Annotated in this window: 13 protein-coding genes; 4 read left to right on the forward strand and 9 right to left on the reverse strand. The window is 69.7% G+C overall.

Features of this window, described 5'->3' with window-relative positions:
- Position 1: 1 nt before the first annotated feature.
- The gene (locus ACFWXQ_RS12775; RefSeq protein ID WP_383945455.1) at positions 2 to 1495 is read left to right on the forward strand and encodes a tripartite tricarboxylate transporter permease; all 1494 of its coding nucleotides are present in this window, start codon (positions 2 to 4) and stop codon (positions 1493 to 1495) included.
- Between the two features lie 42 nt (positions 1496 to 1537).
- Here the strand turns inward: ACFWXQ_RS12775 and ACFWXQ_RS12780 are convergent, their stop codons facing one another.
- Positions 1538 to 2023 carry a PaaI family thioesterase gene (locus ACFWXQ_RS12780; protein WP_383945458.1) on the reverse strand — a complete coding sequence of 162 codons (486 nt, stop codon included), beginning with the start codon at positions 2021 to 2023 and terminating at the stop codon, positions 1538 to 1540.
- A gap of 268 nt (positions 2024 to 2291) precedes the next feature.
- Here ACFWXQ_RS12780 and ACFWXQ_RS12785 point away from each other — a divergent pair, with 268 nt between their 5' ends.
- Both ACFWXQ_RS12785 and ACFWXQ_RS12790 read left to right on the forward strand, forming a co-directional pair.
- The gene (locus ACFWXQ_RS12785) at positions 2292 to 2978 is read left to right on the forward strand and encodes a polysaccharide lyase family 7 protein (protein WP_383945461.1); all 687 of its coding nucleotides are present in this window, start codon (positions 2292 to 2294) and stop codon (positions 2976 to 2978) included.
- 28 nt (positions 2979 to 3006) lie between these two features.
- Complete coding sequence (locus tag ACFWXQ_RS12790) at positions 3007 to 5313, forward strand: Tat pathway signal sequence domain protein (protein ID WP_383945464.1); 2307 nt, start codon at positions 3007 to 3009, stop codon at positions 5311 to 5313.
- A 120-nt stretch (positions 5314 to 5433) separates the two neighbouring features.
- Here ACFWXQ_RS12790 and ACFWXQ_RS12795 read toward each other — a convergent pair whose 3' ends face one another.
- Both ACFWXQ_RS12795 and ACFWXQ_RS12800 read right to left on the reverse strand, forming a co-directional pair.
- A complete protein-coding gene (locus ACFWXQ_RS12795) occupies positions 5434 to 7119 on the reverse strand; it encodes a thiamine pyrophosphate-binding protein (protein ID WP_383945467.1) in 1686 nt (561 codons plus the stop codon).
- Positions 7116 to 7901, reverse strand: a complete 786-nt coding sequence (locus ACFWXQ_RS12800) for a cyclase family protein (RefSeq protein ID WP_383945470.1) — start codon at positions 7899 to 7901, stop codon at positions 7116 to 7118. The genes ACFWXQ_RS12795 and ACFWXQ_RS12800 overlap by 4 nt, the downstream gene beginning before the upstream one ends.
- Before the next feature lie 381 nt (positions 7902 to 8282).
- On the opposite strand from ACFWXQ_RS12800, the gene ACFWXQ_RS12805 reads away from it, so the two are divergent.
- Complete coding sequence (locus tag ACFWXQ_RS12805) at positions 8283 to 8633, forward strand: hypothetical protein (RefSeq protein WP_383945473.1); 351 nt, start codon at positions 8283 to 8285, stop codon at positions 8631 to 8633.
- Positions 8634 to 8768: 135 nt separating this feature from the next.
- Here the strand turns inward: ACFWXQ_RS12805 and ACFWXQ_RS12810 are convergent, their stop codons facing one another.
- From ACFWXQ_RS12810 to ACFWXQ_RS12835, 6 genes are all read right to left on the reverse strand, one after another.
- A complete protein-coding gene (locus tag ACFWXQ_RS12810) occupies positions 8769 to 9230 on the reverse strand; it encodes a DUF3662 domain-containing protein (protein ID WP_383945476.1) in 462 nt (153 codons plus the stop codon).
- A gap of 100 nt (positions 9231 to 9330) precedes the next feature.
- Positions 9331 to 10494 (reverse strand): MFS transporter, encoded by a 1164-nt coding sequence (locus ACFWXQ_RS12815; RefSeq protein WP_383945479.1) that lies wholly within the window; start codon positions 10492 to 10494, stop codon positions 9331 to 9333.
- The gene (locus ACFWXQ_RS12820) at positions 10472 to 11077 is read right to left on the reverse strand and encodes a GNAT family N-acetyltransferase (protein WP_383945482.1); all 606 of its coding nucleotides are present in this window, start codon (positions 11075 to 11077) and stop codon (positions 10472 to 10474) included. The genes ACFWXQ_RS12815 and ACFWXQ_RS12820 overlap by 23 nt, the downstream gene beginning before the upstream one ends.
- The gene (locus tag ACFWXQ_RS12825; RefSeq protein ID WP_383945497.1) at positions 11074 to 12234 is read right to left on the reverse strand and encodes a type III PLP-dependent enzyme; all 1161 of its coding nucleotides are present in this window, start codon (positions 12232 to 12234) and stop codon (positions 11074 to 11076) included. The genes ACFWXQ_RS12820 and ACFWXQ_RS12825 overlap by 4 nt, the downstream gene beginning before the upstream one ends.
- Positions 12235 to 12293: 59 nt before the next feature.
- The gene (locus tag ACFWXQ_RS12830; protein WP_383945485.1) at positions 12294 to 13613 is read right to left on the reverse strand and encodes a DUF6271 family protein; all 1320 of its coding nucleotides are present in this window, start codon (positions 13611 to 13613) and stop codon (positions 12294 to 12296) included.
- Complete coding sequence (locus ACFWXQ_RS12835; protein WP_383945488.1) at positions 13595 to 14656, reverse strand: phytanoyl-CoA dioxygenase family protein; 1062 nt, start codon at positions 14654 to 14656, stop codon at positions 13595 to 13597. Before ACFWXQ_RS12835 ends, ACFWXQ_RS12830 begins: the two co-directional genes overlap by 19 nt.
- Positions 14657 to 14712: the final 56 nt, after the last annotated feature.

The raw sequence follows: 14712 nt of genomic DNA on the forward strand, positions 1-14712 counted from the left end.
CATGGACGCCCTCAACTCCCTGATGGACGGGTTCGGTACGGCGCTCACCCCGATCAACCTGCTGTGGGCCGCCATCGGTGTGCTGCTCGGCACGGCGATCGGTGTGCTGCCCGGTATCGGCCCCGCGATGGCGGTGGCCCTGCTGCTGCCGGTGACGTACGGCCTGAATCCGATCGGCGCGTTCATCATGTTCGCCGGCATCTACTACGGCGCGATGTTCGGCGGCTCGACCACCTCGATCCTGCTGAACACGCCGGGCGAGAGCGCGGCCGTGGTCGCGGCCATGGAGGGCAACCCGATGGCCAAGTCGGGGCGCGGCGCGCAGGCGCTCGCGGCCGCCGCCATCGGCCACTTCGCGGGCGGCCTGATCGGCACGATCCTGCTGGTCCTGCTCGCGCCGACGGTCGCCGAACTGGCGGTGGACATCGGTGCGCCCGACTACTTCGCCATCATGGTGCTGGCGTTCATCGCCGTGACGTCCGTGCTCGGCTCGTCCCGGATCCGGGGGCTGGCGTCCCTGCTGATCGGACTGACGATCGGGCTGGTCGGCCTCGACCAGATGACCGGGCAGCAGCGGCTGACCTTCGGCTCGCTCCAACTCGCCGACGGCATCGACGTGGTGATCGTGGCGGTGGGTCTCTTCGCGATCGGCGAGGCCCTGTGGGTGGCGGCGCATCTGCGGCGCAGTCCGGGCGAGCCGATCCCGGTGGGCCGGCCGTGGCTGGGCAAGGCCGATGTGCGGCGGACCTGGAAGTCGTGGCTGCGCGGACCGGTCATCGGTTTCCCGTTCGGCGCGATCCCGGCGGGCGGCGCCGAGATCCCGACCTTCCTGTCGTACGTCACGGAGAAGCGCCTGTCGAAGCACAAGGACGAGTTCGGCAAGGGCGCGATCGAGGGCGTGGCGGGGCCGGAGTCGGCGGCGTCGGCCTCCGCGGCGGGCACGCTGGTGTCCATGCTGACCCTGGGTCTGCCGACCACGGCGGTCGCGGCGGTCATGCTGGCCGCCTTCCAGCAGTACGGCATCCAGCCGGGCCCGCTCCTCTTCGAGCGCGAACCCGACCTGGTGTGGGGCCTGATCGCCTCCCTCTTCGTCGGCATGGTGCTGCTGCTCGCGCTCAACCTGCCACTGGCGCCGGTGTGGGCGAAGCTGCTGCGCATCCCGCGGCCGTACCTGTACGCGGGGATCATGTTCTTCGCGGCGGTCGGCGCGTACGCGGTCGGCGGCGAGGTCATCGACCTGGTGATCCTCCTGATCATCGGCCTGATCGGCTTCGGTATGCGGCGCTACGGGCTGCCGGTGCTCCCCGCCGTCATCGGCGTCATCCTCGGCCCGAACGCCGAACAGCAGCTCCGGCGTGCCCTGCAGATCAGCGACGGCAGCGTCACGGGCCTGGTCAACACGACCTTCTCGGTGATCGTGTACGCGGTGATCGTGCTGCTGCTGGCCTGGCCGCTCATCAAGAAGCTCGTGATACGCAAGCGGGCAGAGGTCTGATCGGTTCCCGGTGCCCTTCGGGGCGCCGGGAACCTCGTTCGCTCACTCCGGGTGGTGCCGCGTCGCCGGGGGCGCGGTCCGCCGGACACTCCAGTCGAAGGCGCCCCGGCACACCAATGTCCCCTCGGCGTCGGTGACTTCGGCACTGGTGGCGAACCGGGCCCGGTCCGCCTGTCCGTCGAGAAGCGGACGCAGTACGCGCCGAGCCTCGTCGGTGAGACGGCAGGTGGCCACGAGCCGCCCGCGCGCCGGGGCGAGGAACTCCAGGGATGCGGCCGCCCCCAAGGGCACGACACCCTGAAAGTCCTCGGGCCGCGCCGCGGCGGCGATGATCGCTCCAAGCCCGGCCGCGTCCACCAGGGCGACGAGGCCGCTGGAGTGCAGCGACCCGATGACGTTCGTCAGCCCCTCGGGGGTGTCCGCGGCGATCTCGGCCACGCCGTCGGCGGCCCGGAGCACCTCGACGCCCACGGTCCGATGCGCCGGTATCGGTTCCAGCAGCGAGCGCGCCAGTGGCGTCATGTCCATCGCCGCAGCGTGGCACTTCCCGCTTACGCCCGGGTGTCCCCAGGGTGCCCAGTGCGTGCGGCGTGCGCGCTCCGCCGGCAACCGTCGGGAACTCCAGGGCCTTGGCATCCGACCCACTGCAACAACAACCCCCGGCCCCAAGACCGATCACCGAGCCCTTCACATCGGATCTATCTTTGACTCATCACCATCATTGACGCCCTGAGCGGCCAGATCTACCCTTCGACAGGCAATAGATCCGATGAATCCCTTCGAGGATTGGATTGGCATGCCCCCATCAAACCCATCGAGACGCACCGTTCTCGCCGCCGGAGGCTTACTGGCCGGAGGCGCCGCCTGGGCGACGACCACATCGACGTCCTCCGCTGCCGCCTCCGCCGCGTCGCCCACGGACGGCTGGAGCAAGACCGCGTTCACCTACGGCATGCAGAAGCCGTGGAACCTGGACCTGGGTGACCGGTACAGCAACAGCGGCGGCGTCCACCGCATGTGGGTGTACGACACCGACGAGCCCATGTCGCAGGGCAGTTCCACCGACCCGCGCACCGAGATGCGCTGGCGGCAGGAGTACACCTCCGGACAGCACATGTGGGATGCCGACGTGTACCTCCCGTCGGGCACGAACGGTGCGACCTTCGTGCAGATCCTCCGTGTGATCCACCCGTCGGGCACACCGGCGACGGACTTCATGCTCAACGCCTACAGCGCGAGCGGCGGCACGGTGAGGGCGTACGACAGCACGGTCCTCAGGACGAACGCCTTCAACACGTGGTTCAACGTCAAACTGGAGCACAACGCCTCCGGTGGCGGCGTCAAGGTCTACTTCGACGACGAGCTGGTCCTGACGACCGCGGACCGGGGGCCGGCCACCCGCCACTTCAAGAACGGTGTCTACCACCACGGCAGCGGCCGGGCCGAGGCACGCTTCCGCAACCTCACGTACTGGACTCGGTGAGCCGTGTCGCATCTTGGAGGCACCCGCAATGACCTCTAGAAGAGTCGTGCTCGGTTCGGTGCTGGGCGGCACGGCCGCCGCCGCACTGCCCTCGGCCGCCGAGGCGGCACCCGCCCCGGTCCCGGACGCCGTCGACGAGGACCTCAACGCCGGTTCCATCGGCGGCCGTTGGACGCTCCGCAACCGTATGGGCTCGGACGGCGCGTGGACCGACTTCCTGCGCCGGCAGGACCTGGTGTGGCACAGGATGCCCACCCTGTGGCACGAGGGGCCCTTCCTCGGTGACGGCCGACTGGGCAGCATGGTCTACAAGGAGCCGGGCGCCAACAGCGTCCGCTTCACCGTCCAGCACGGCGAAGTACAGGACCACCGGCCCGAGTTCGGCAGCGGCTGGGGCACCTGCCGACTGCCCGTGGGACATCTGACCCTCGATCCGGTCGGCACCATCGGCACGGTCGACTGGCGCCTGAGCCTGTGGAACGCCGAACTCACCGGCACCATCACCACCGACAAGGGCACCCTGACCCTCTCCGCCCTCATCCACGACGGAATCCTCGCCGCACGCGTCACGGCCGACGGCGACGAGGAGGTCCGCTGGACGTTCCACCCCGAGGAGGCCATCAGCCCCCGGAAGATCAGCGAGGCACCGCCGACGGGTTACGTCGCCAACCCGCCCTGGACCACGCGCACCACCGGTGACGTCGAGCAGGTGCTCCAGCCGCTCGTGGGCGGCGGCCAGACCGCGACCGCCTACCGCCGCACCGCCGACACCCTGTTGCTCAATGTCGCCCACAGCCACCCCTCCGACACCCGGGCCGGGGAGGCGTCGCTCAGGAAGATCCAGCGTGCGGCTCCCTACGCAACGCTCCGCAGGCAGCACACCCGCTGGTGGCACGCGTTCTACCGCAAGAGCTTCGTCTCGATCCCCGACCAACGGCTGCAGAGCTTCCACTGGATCCAGCTCTACAAGATCGCGTCGGCCAGCCGCGAGGGCGGCCCCCCGATGGCCACGTGTGGGCCCTGGCTCGAACCCACCCCCTGGCCCGCCGTGTGGTGGAACCTCAACATCCAGCTGGAGTACTGGCTGATCCACGGCTCCAACCACCTCGAACTCGACTCGCTCGCCAGCACCCTGAGGCAGAACCAGGAGCAGCTGATCGCGAACGTGCCCGCCGCGTACCGGGCGGACAGCGCCGGAGTCGGCCGCAGCTCCGACATGTTCGCCAACCGCGGTGTCCCCGTGCCGGGCAGCGGGGGCGAGGCGGGCAATCTGACCTGGGCCCTGCACAACGTATGGCTGAGCTACCGCCACAGCATGGACGAGGACCTGCTGCGCGACACGGTGTACCCGCTGCTGCGCCGCGCGATCAACTACTACCTGCACTTCCTCCAGCCCGCCGACGACGGCAAGCTGCATCTGCCGTCGACGCTGTCCCCGGAGTATCCGGTGGTCCCGCCGAAGGACACCAACTACGATCTGGCGCTGATCCGTTGGGGCTGCGGCACGCTGCTGGAGGCGTCCGAGCGCCTGGGTGTCGACGACCCGCTCGTACCGCGCTGGCGGGAGGTGCTGGCCAGGCTGACGCCCTACCCCGTGGACGCCAACGGCTACATGATCGGCGCGGACACGCCGTACGCGCAGTCCCACCGCCACTACTCGCATCTGCTGATGGTCTATCCGCTGTATCTCGTGAACTGGGACCAGCCTGAGCAGCGCGAGCTGATCGAGAAGTCGGTCGTCCACTGGCACGCGCTGACCGGCTCCCACCGCGGCTACAGCTATACGGGCGCCGCGTCGCTGTACGCGATGATGGGCCGCGGCGACACGGCACTCTCGTACCTGAAGAAGTTCTTCGACACCAGCACGCGCTATCCGTGCCGGGCCAACACCCACTACACGGAGGCCGGGCCGGTCATCGAGACACCGCTGTCGGCGTCCCAGTCCCTGCACGACATGCTCTGCCAGAGCTGGGACGGCGTCGTACGGGTCTTTCCCGCCGTGCCCGACTCCTGGGCCGATGTCACCCTGCACGACTTCCGCACCCAGGGAGCCTTCCTGGTCAGCGCGGTCCGCAGCGGCGGCGTCACCCGCTTCGTACGCGTGCGGAGTCTGGCGGGCGAACCGCTGCGCCTGCGGCACGGTCTGACCGGCGGGCGGGTCACCGCGGTCCTTGACGACGGCAGACCGGCGCGCACCCACACGGCGGACGACGGCACTCTCGCCGTCGAACTGCCCAAGGGACGCGAGGTGTTGTTGTACGCGGGTGAGCGACCCGACCTCGTCATCGCCCCGGTCACCCCGAGTGAGCCGGGAGAGCCCTGGGGACTGCCGTAGCCGGGGTGGCGTAACCGGGTCGGCGTGGCCGGGCGGCCACAAACCAGGAGCAACACCGCTGCCCGGTCACGCCGGTACCCCGCAGGTGGACCGCGATCCCCTCCCGCCGCGGACCGTCGCTCAATGTCCGCGGAACGCCTCTTCCAGCCACCAGGCTCCCCGGTCCGCGACCACCTTGGCGTCGATGAGGAGGGGCGCGGAGCGTGGCCCGGCGAGCCAGTCCTCGACGGCCTTCAGATCCGCCCGCGTGCGTACGGTCAGCGCCTCGAAGCCGTAGCCACGCGCCACGGCGGCGATGTCTGTCGGCGGGAACTCGACGGTGTCCAGCGGATGTCCGTCCGGCCCGAAGTGGTGGACCTCCGCCCCGTAGGCATCGTCGTTGTAGACGACGACCACCATGGGCAGTCCGAGCCTGCGTACGGTGTCGAACTCCGCGGCTCCCATCATCGCGCCGCCGTCCCCGAGCGCGGCCACGGGAAGCCGGTCCGGCCGTGCCAGTGCCGCGCCGATCGCGGTCGCGAGGCCCAGTCCGATCGACTGGAACGCCTGGGTGAAGCACAGGCCGTTCTCGTCCGGCACCGACAGATACATGCTCGGGTAGCCCATGAAGTTCCCCGAGTCCACGCCGATCACCCGTTCCGCGGGGAGGATGTCGTCGAGCGCGATGCTCAGTGTGCGCGGGTCGATCCGCTCGCGGCTGCTCGTGTCGTCGTACGGCACGTCCCGCCAGCGCACGCGTGCGGCGATGGCCGCGCCGATGTCGGCGGTCCGAAAGCCCGGTCGGGCCTGTCGCTCTTGTTGGGTCTGCTGCCCTTCCTGAGGCCCCCGGTTCGTGTCGCCCGTCTCCAGCACGCGCCGTGCCGTGAGTTCCACGTCTCCGGTGACTCCGAGGTGCACCTCCCGATGCGCGCCGAGGGCCGAGGCGTCGTCGTCGACCTGTACGACGGTGGTGTCCGGGCCGATCAGCCGACCGTGCCGCATGGTCCACATGTTCAGCGCGCAGCCCCAGCCGACGATCAGGTCGGCTTCCTGGATGAGTTCGGCCGCCAGCGGCGACGCGAAACCTCCGGACACGTCGAGCGACCATGGATCGCCGTGGAACAGGCCGCAGGCGACAGCCGAGGTGGCCAGCAGCGCGCCATGGTGTTCGGCGAGCGCCGCCAGGGCGTCCCGGGAGCCTGTCGAGCGCGCTCCCCGGCCGGCCACGAAGACCGGTCGCCTGGACATCTCCAACACCCGCGCCAGCGCCTCCACTTCGGCGAACTCCGGTTCCACCGGCGCCCGTTCGGGCGGCACGACGGCGAGGACCGACTCACCGTCAGGTACGTCAAGGGCCTGTACACCCAGTGGAAGGTTGAGCAGCACGGTCCGCCGCTCGCACACTGCCCGCCGAACGGCGTCGAGGGCCTGTGTGACGGCCTCCTCCGCCGAGGTCACGCGCGCCGTGACCGCGCCCACCGAACGCGCCAACGCCTCCTGGTCGACGTAGAAGTTGGACCGCGGCTCGGTCACCTCGGCCGCCAGCACGAGCAGTGGCGTACGGCTCTTGGCCGCCTCGGCGATGCCGGTCATGGCGTTCGTCAGGCCGGGTCCCTGATGAACGCTCAGCGCGGCCACGGTTCCGCTCACCCGGGCGTACGCGTCTGCCATGGTCGCCGCGCCGCCTTCATGACGTGCGGCCACGAACCGCGAACCCGCCGCGACCATGGCATTGGTGAGATGGAAGTTTCCCGAGCCGACGACGCCGAAGACCTGACCGACCCCGGCCGCGTGCAGCGCCCGTCCGACGGCCTCGGCGACCTTCACGAACGTTCCACCAGGGCGAGCACCCGCGCGGGAGACCCGGACCCCGTGACGATCGGCAGCGGCCCCGCGACGACGACGGAGCCGGTCGCGGGCAGCGCGGCCAGGTTCTGCAACTGGGTCAGCCCGTATTTGTCGCTGCCCATGAGGTACGAGTGACACGGGAAGGCCGGGTCGAAGGAGTGCGCCCCGCCGGCGTCGGTGCCAACCGTCTCGACCCCGAGGCCGATGACGGGCGACTCCTGAGCCACCCAACGGGCGCACTCCGACGACAGGCCGGGGGTGTGCGGGCCGTTCTCGTCCGCGTTCAGGAACGGCTCCTGCGCATGCGAGCGCGCGTCCCAGCCGGTGCGTACCAACAGCCAGCCGCCGTCGGGCAGCGGCCCGTGCTCCGCCTCCCACGCCTTCACGTGGTCGACCTCCACGAGGAAGTCGGGGTTCTCCCGCGCCTCCGCGGTGAAGTCCAGCACGGCGGCGGGCGCGACCAGCCGGTTCACCGGTACGGACGCCACGTCGGCGAGGTCCTTCCCGGTCACCCAGTGGTTCGGGGCGTCGAAGTGGGTACCGGTGTGCTCGCCGCTGCGGAAGTTGTTCCAGTACCAGGCCGGCCCCCGGTCGTCGTACCTGCTGATCTCGTCCAGCTCGAACACCGCCGTCTGGCCGAACTCGGGCGGCAGCTGGAGCACCGGTGTCGACGACGACAGCGGTGCCGTCAGGTCGACGACTTCGATCGCCCCGCTCCGCAGCGCGGACACCAGTGAGGCGAGGACGGACGGCTCGGGCATGAAGACCTCCATGAGGCAGCGCGGAACTGACAGCATGGCACCGGACATGACGATTGCGGTTCCGTGGTACTCACAGTCCGGTTGAGTCGGTCGACGGTGACGGGCGGGGGCACGATGTTCGGAGGGCGTACGGTCGCGATGGCGGTCTCGGTGATCGCGGTCGGGGTACTGGGGCTGACCGGCTGCACGTCGGGGTCGGACGGCGGTTCGGAACAGTCGCCGGACGCGGCGGGAACGGCAGGCACGTCGGGTACGGCGGTCAGCACCGCGCCTCCTTCCTCCAGTTCGCCGCCGGTCTCACCCACGGCCTCCCCTTCCGACCCTTCCGAGTCCGCTTCGGCTTCTTCGGGGTCCGGTTCAGCTTCGAGGAGCCCGTCGCCGGTGCCCGTCACCGGGCCCAAGCAGAAGCTGGTGACCATGACGGTCACCGGCGGCTTCGCGGGGGTCAACCAGAAGGTGGTTCTCCGGGGCGACGGCAGCGTCCTCGCCGAGGACAAAGGTGACCCCGTGGTGCGCCGTACGAGCGCGGCCCAGTTCACCGAACTGCGCACGCTGCTCGGCGATCCGGAGCTCGCCGATGTCCCCGAGTTCACGATCGACACGGGGGCGGCCGACATGTTCCAGTACGCGCTGCAGTTCAACGGCCGCACGGTCATGACGGACCGCTCCGCCGACCAGCCCGCCCTCGACCGTCTCATCGACGCGCTCAGCGAATGGCTGCCGGGGAACTGAGCTCGCAGACCGAGCGAGGCAGGGGTCTTCCCGGCTGTGCGCGGAGGGTTTCCGCGGCGGGGCGAGTGTGGGCCTGCCCTGCGTGACCCTCACGAACTGACGGGCGGACGCCTCGGGCCCGGCTCAGCTGTGGAATCAGTTGTGGAACTCGCCGGCCCGTACGTGCCGCATCACGCTGCTCGTCACCCGGTACCGGCCGTTCGGCACGGAGGGCGCCTTGGTGACATGCACCGCGAGCGGTCCGGCCCATTCGTAGCCCCGGTTCTCGCCGTGCCGGAGCAGGCTCTCGGTGAGCGCCTGGTCGACGCGACCGCCGTTCCGTTCGAGTTCCTGATGGACGGACTCGGGCAGTTCGACACCGTAGGCGTTGGGGACGACGACCAGGCTCTCGCTGCACACGACGGCCTGGTCGTCGCACTCCCGGCGCAGGGCGGCGACCAGTTCGACCGGTTCCTTGTGGCGGAACTGCGCGAGCAGCGACGCTCCGAAGCGCTCCAGCGCCCGCTCCAGACCGGTGAGTCCGCTCTCGCCCTCGGGCTGCTTCGGCACCGGGTCGCTGTTCGCGGTCTCGCGAGGTTTCTCTTCGGGGACGGTCACGGCGGGCGGGACTCCTTGGTCGGGTGAGTTCGTATCGATGTGCTCCATTCGTCTTCAGATTCCCCGTAAGCGGAGAACGAGTCGTCCCCGGCGCAACCGGTCAGCTACTGGCCGGTGTCCAGCGGATCTGGGTGCTGCACAGGGACACCACGACCGCCGCCGCCGCGACCACCCCCAGCCCCCACACCAGGCTGCTGGCGTTCGCCACGAAGCCGATGAACGGCGGGCCCGCCAGCAGGCCCGTCGTGCCCGTGGCGGCGACGAGGGCCAGTGCATCCGAGCCCTGTTTGGCGGCGGCCACGTACACGCACGGGGTCACGGCCGCGCAGCCCAGTCCGACGCAGGCGAATCCGATGAGGGCGGGCACCACTCCCCCGCTCACCAGGGCGAAGGCCAGCCCGGCGGCGGCCAGCGCGCTGCCGAGGAGAACTACCCGTCCGTCGCCCCAGCGGCTGCGCCAGCCGTCCGCGAAGAGGCGGGCCACCACCATCATTCCCGAGACGACGGCGATGCCCATGGGGGCCAGTTCCGCCGACGCCTTGGCCACGTCCTTCATGTAGAGGGCGGACCAGTCCGTCATGGCGCCCTCGGTCACGGTGCCGAACGCCATGGCGCAGCACATCCACAGCGTCATACGGGACGGCAGGTTCCATCTGCCGCGGGTCTTCTGCTCCTTCGCCTCGGCAGGCGCGTCCTCGGCGAGAAGGCCGGGGCGTGCGGCGGCGGTCAGCAGGACGAGGATTACGGCCGCCACGCCGAAATGGGCCGCGATCGAGGAGGTCGCCGCGTTCATGCCGGAGGCGAGGAGCGCGGCGAGCAGTGAACCGCCACTGAAGGTCGCGTGCAGTCTGGCCATGGTGTTGCGTTCGTGCCGTGCCTCAAGGGCCGCGCCCTGCGCGTTCATGGCGACGTTCAGGCATCCCACGAAGATGCCGTCGACTCCCATGACCAGCAGGGCGACCGGATAGTTGGGCGCCACGGCCAGCGCCAGGAGCAGGAGGGTCAGGCAGAGGGACGACAGGAGGGCGAGCCGCGCCGAACCCAGCCGTTTCATGAGCACCGGGACCACGGGGAACGACGCCACCGCGCCGATCCCCGCCGCCATCAGCAGCACACCCACCTCGGCCGCGGTCAGGCCGAGGTCCGTCTTGATGGCGGGGATGCGCGCGGCCCAGGTGGCGTACTGGAAGCCGAGGACGCAGAACAGTGCGGCGATCGCCAACTGGCTGCGAAGGAAGGGGTCATGGACACGGGACACGCGCATCAGCTCGCTTCGTGGGGACGGAGGGGCCGCGCGGCACCACGCCGGTCGGCTCAGGCTGTGCACCCGGGTCGGTCGGCACCGCCTTGGACATGTAGACGGCGTCCGCGCCATAGCCGTCGGGCGAGATTCCCGGGTGTGCGGTGTAGCCGCGGGCCGACCAGAACGTGTCGCTGCGGCCGACGGCGATCAGCGAGATCCGTTCGTACCCGCGCGACCGAGCCGTCAGGGTGAAGTGGTGGAGAAGGCGCTGCCCCAGTCCCCGGCCCCGAAGGCCCTCCTCGACAACGATGTCGTGCAAGTGGAGATTGCTCGTTGCGGGCGTGGACAGCGACGGGACCACCGCCTCCTCGGTCCGCTCCAGGTCCGGGTAGCGGAGGGCCGGATAGGGCAGTGCCAGCAGGTAGCCGGCCGGCCCGGATCCGACGTCCAGGACGAAGCACGTGCCCGGCGAGATCTCCGCCCGCGACCGGAGCGCCGCGCGGCCCTCCGACAGGCCGAGCGCGGTGTAGGCGCGGGACTCGATCGCCACGATGCCGTCCCAGTCGGCCTCGGTGATGTGGCGTATGTGTACGACGTCTCTCACGGGCGGTCCGCCCTCGTCCAGGTGTACGGGAGCGGATCGAAACCGTTGAAGCCCTGGGTCATGTAACTGATCGCGTAGGCGCCGCTGGACATCACCCAGACCGGATCACCCGACGCCAGGTCCTTCGGTACGTGGACAAGGCCGCCGTGTTCATGGAGGTAGGCGTCGTCGCTGTCGCAGGTGGGACCCGCCACGACGGCGGGAACGCACTCGGCGTCGGGGTGGGTGGGAAACACGAGCCGGTACTGCAGCGCGTCCATCTCGTAGAGCCCGTTGAACTTGCCGCAGCTCAGATAGAGCCAGTGCTGCCGTTCGCCGTCCGGTCCCCGCCGCTCGGCGAGCCGGGCCACATGGGCCCGGATGGCTCCCTGGTCGGCGACCAGATGACGCCCCGGCTCCATGACGAACCGGAGGTGGTCGCCGTGAACGCCCTTCAGGTACCGCATTCCCTCGCGGATCACGGCGAAGATCTTGTCCATCGGCGGATCCAGGGGCATGCCGAACCTGTCGAGGTATCCGAGTGCCGGAAGACCGCCGCCGAGGTTGACATGGTCCAGGGTCATCCCGCGCCGCCCCAGGGCGGTCAGGACGTCCGCCAGGGACTCGACTGCGCTGTGCCAGGCGTCGGCCGTCATCTGCTGGGAACCGACGTGCACGGACAGGCCCGAGGGTGTCAGGCCCTGTTCCCGTGCCGCCTCAAGCACCTGTACGGCGTCGGCGGGTGAGCAGCCGAACTTGTTGCTGAGGCCCCACAGCGCCCCTTCACCGCTGGTCGTCAGCCTGCAGAACACCCGGGCGCCCGGGGCATGGGTGGCGATGGCCGCCACGTCCTCCAGGCTGTCGGTCGCGAAGTCCCTGACGCCGAGGCGATGGGCGTCGGCGATGTCCCGGTCGGACTTGACGGTGTTGCCGTAGTGCACGCGGTCGAGCGGCACCCCCGCCCGCAGCGCCTGCTCCAGTTCCCGCGGGCTCGCCCCGTCCACTCCGGCGCCGTTCGCCGCCAGGCACGCGAGCACCTCGTCCACCGGACAGGCCTTCATCGCGAACCGCACGAGGACTCCGGGCAGTTCGCGTCGCAGCGTGTCGTAGCGGTCCTCGATGCCGGTCAGGTCGAAGACGATCCGGTCCTCGTCGGCGGCAGCCAGCGCGGCGAGCAGGGCCGCGGACTCATGTGTCGCCGGCTCAGGTGTTGTCGACTTGCGCGTCGTGGCCGCCTTCACCCCGGCCGCCCCGGTGAGGTGTGTACGGGGGTGAGCCTGGCCGCGCGCACCAATGGGCCCCACGCCTCGGTCAGGAGGGCGAAGTCCTCCATGTCGCTGCGGGCCTCGTCGAGGAGCCGTTCGCGGCGCGTGGCCAGAAGGTCGGCGAACTCGGCGTAGGCGCCGCCCAGTTTGCGGTACGCGGTGTCGAGGGCGTCCAGCCGCTGGACGTTCTCGGTGCGGTCGAGCCGCGTGCTCTCGCTCACCAGCCGGGCGACGACGGACGCGCGCACCTGTCCCCGCTCGTCGGTCAGCTCCGGTCCGGCCTGGGCCATCCCGTCGTAGACGACGTTGAAGTAGAGCATCGACAGCAGGAACTTGACGTAGCGCATCTGGTACGCCGTGAAGCCCGCGTCCGTTCTGCGTTCGCCGGTGTAGAAGTTCACGATGTTCCGGTTGTGCAGCACACCGGGCAGGGCGGCGTCGTGGACCAGATGGATCAGGAAGTAGTCGCTGCCGATGGTGTCGTTGGCGGGTGGCAGAGGCACGTGTTCGTGCACCCCGTGGAAGCTGATGTTGCACATGTCCACACGCATGGGGTCGACCAGGGCGAGCGTCGAGTGGTCCCGGACGAATGGGTCCGTGCCCGCGCCGCGGAAGGACTCGTCGACGAGTTCCCTCTTCTGCTCGGCCGACCAGTGGGCGGGTGCCCACAGGCTGACCAGGTCGTAGTAGACGTCGGGGTCGATCCGGAGGATCTCGCCGATGTCCACGGAGAGTTCGCCCACGAAGGAGCTGCCCACCATGGCGACCCGCTTGTCCGCGTGTGGTGCGGCCAGCGCGTTCTCGGTGACGTCGTGCGCGGCGTCGGCCGCGCGTCTGCCGAGCGAGGTGAGTTCGTGATGGATGGGGAAGACGGTCTCGCCGTTCACGGTCTGGTACCGGCTGTCGGAGTCCCTGCGGTGCACGGACTCGCAGCCGAGCGCGGCGCCGATGAGGAACGCCCGGTTGGTGCAGGCACCGTAGGAGAGGCCGGCGGGGAGCATCAGTTCCAGCAGGAGGTCGGGCTTCGTGGCCGCGGCCCGGCCGATCGCCCGCTGGAGGAAGTCCCGCTGCCGTACCTCGTCGAGGTGGTGTACGACGATCCGCGGGTCGACGGGGAGTCGGCGCACGGTCTCGGCGTGTTCCGCGTAGGCGGGTGTGTCGCAGGAGTCCAGGATCAGCAGGTGCACCTCGGTGTCGAAGTGCTCGGCGGCGTAGACCGCTTCCTCACCGATGGCCTCGATCGTTGCGGAACACGGCCTGTTGGTGGGAAGGGTCAGACATATTCTGCGCATGCCGCTTCTCCGACCGGCTCGTTCAGTTCCGGACCGTTCCAGGACGCGAGGCCGAGCAACTTGGCGCCCAGGTCGCTGAGTTCGGCCCTGCCGTACCGAAGGGACTCGTGCCGCACGGCGTCGCCGAGCAGGGTCGCGTTCCAGTCCGGTGTGCTGAGGGTGCGCCACGATTCGACCCGTGAGTCCCTGAGGGTCTTGTGGGTCTCCAGCGCCGGCATCATCGACAGGTACTGCACCGCCCGCACGCCGTTGCGGGTGGAGGTGTTGGGGGCCACTCCGTGTGCCAGGAGGCCGTTGAAGATCAGCAGGTCGCCGGCCTCCAGTTCCGGTCGTACGACGGGAAATTCGGCCTTGTCGATCCTGGGCCGGATCGGGTCGCGGCCGTCCGGCTGGAGTGCCTTCCACCGGTCCAGCTGCCGGAACAGTTCGGGGCAGCACTGGAAGCCGCCGAGTTCCGGACTGGTGTCGTTGAGCGCGATGATGCCCTGGACCCGCTGCGGCGGTATGCCGAGCGTGGTGTCGACGTCCCAGTGCAGCTCGATGTCGAAGCCCTCGTCCGTGCTCGGTATCAGGGCACGGTCGCGGTTCTTGATGTTGGGCGGGTTCAGGTTGAGCCGGTCGAGGGTGACCCACAGCTCTTCGCAGTCCCATACGTCGACGAAGGCGTCGTAGACCCGCTGCGCCTGGCGGCTGTCCCAGAGGAGTTGGTGCTGGTAGGCCTCGACGAACCCGTAGATGTGCAGGTCACGGTCCAGGTCCGAGCGGTACTCGCGGTCCTCGTACCAGGTGTCCGGGCGCTCGGGGTCGAGTCCTTGGAAGTCCCAGGTGAAGTCCAGCAGACTCCGGGCCGCCGAGGCGGGGATGGCCTGCTTCACCACGACGTAACCGTAGGTCTGCCATAAGGCCAGGTCTTCCTCGGACAGCACCCTGAGCGGGACGGTCTTCTTCAGGTCGCGCAGCGGGGTCTGCGCCAGATAGGTCTCGCCGTCCGAACTGAAGTAGGGGACGCGAGACGGGGCTCGGTGGAGATAGTCGTCAGGCATGGGCGTGCAGTGCTCCGGACCTCGGGGTTCCCCGTCGACGGAGGTGTCGACGGGAC

Source organism: Streptomyces sp. NPDC058697 (assembly GCF_042715345.1).
GTDB lineage: Bacteria > Actinomycetota > Actinomycetes > Streptomycetales > Streptomycetaceae > Streptomyces > Streptomyces liliifuscus.

Excerpts from the sequence above, each read along its gene's own strand:
- ACFWXQ_RS12800 (WP_383945470.1), bottom strand. The coding sequence starts at position 7,901 with ATGCCCGAGCCGTCCGTCCTCGCCTCACTGGTGTCCGCGCTGCGGAGC.
- ACFWXQ_RS12775 (WP_383945455.1), top strand. The coding sequence starts at position 2 with ATGGACGCCCTCAACTCCCTGATGGACGGGTTCGGTACGGCGCTCACC.
- ACFWXQ_RS12815 (WP_383945479.1), bottom strand. The coding sequence starts at position 10,494 with ATGCGCGTGTCCCGTGTCCATGACCCCTTCCTTCGCAGCCAGTTGGCG.
- ACFWXQ_RS12780 (WP_383945458.1), bottom strand. The coding sequence starts at position 2,023 with ATGGACATGACGCCACTGGCGCGCTCGCTGCTGGAACCGATACCGGCG.
- ACFWXQ_RS12830 (WP_383945485.1), bottom strand. The coding sequence starts at position 13,613 with ATGCGCAGAATATGTCTGACCCTTCCCACCAACAGGCCGTGTTCCGCA.
- ACFWXQ_RS12835 (WP_383945488.1), bottom strand. The coding sequence starts at position 14,656 with ATGCCTGACGACTATCTCCACCGAGCCCCGTCTCGCGTCCCCTACTTC.
- ACFWXQ_RS12790 (WP_383945464.1), top strand. The coding sequence starts at position 3,007 with ATGACCTCTAGAAGAGTCGTGCTCGGTTCGGTGCTGGGCGGCACGGCC.
- ACFWXQ_RS12785 (WP_383945461.1), top strand. The coding sequence starts at position 2,292 with ATGCCCCCATCAAACCCATCGAGACGCACCGTTCTCGCCGCCGGAGGC.